Origin of the sequence: Pseudomonas sp. RA_35y_Pfl2_P32, assembly GCF_963970735.1 — a bacterium.
GTDB lineage: Bacteria > Pseudomonadota > Gammaproteobacteria > Pseudomonadales > Pseudomonadaceae > Aquipseudomonas.
This window is the reverse complement of record NZ_CAXAQF010000423.1, coordinates 1-272: the sequence shown is the minus strand read 5'-3', so window position 1 is coordinate 272 and position 272 is coordinate 1. Positions and strand designations below refer to the sequence as shown.

Genomic DNA, 272 nt, shown 5'->3' with positions numbered 1-272 from the left:
CCGTTACTGGGCGCCAGCGAACGGGCGGCGGTACTGGCTGCCGGTAACGCCCACGATCACGGGGTGGCCGATTTCGACCTGGTGCACCAGTTCGAGCGCCAGGCCGCCCGTGTGCCCGAGGCGATTGCCCTGCGCCAGGCGGACGTTTGCCTGAGCTACGCCGAACTGAACCGCCAGGCCAACCGTTTGGCCCACCGCCTGCAAGCGGCGGGCGTGGGGCCGGATGGGCTGGTGGGCGTGTGCCTGGAACGCGGGCCGCAACTCATGGTGGC

At 71.0% G+C, this 272-nt stretch carries 1 protein-coding gene; it reads left to right on the top strand.

Going from position 1 to position 272, the window contains the following annotated elements; translation table 11 throughout:
* A partial coding sequence (locus tag AACY45_RS29000; RefSeq protein ID WP_339548909.1) for an AMP-binding protein occupies positions 1–272 on the top strand: 272 nt, incomplete at both ends.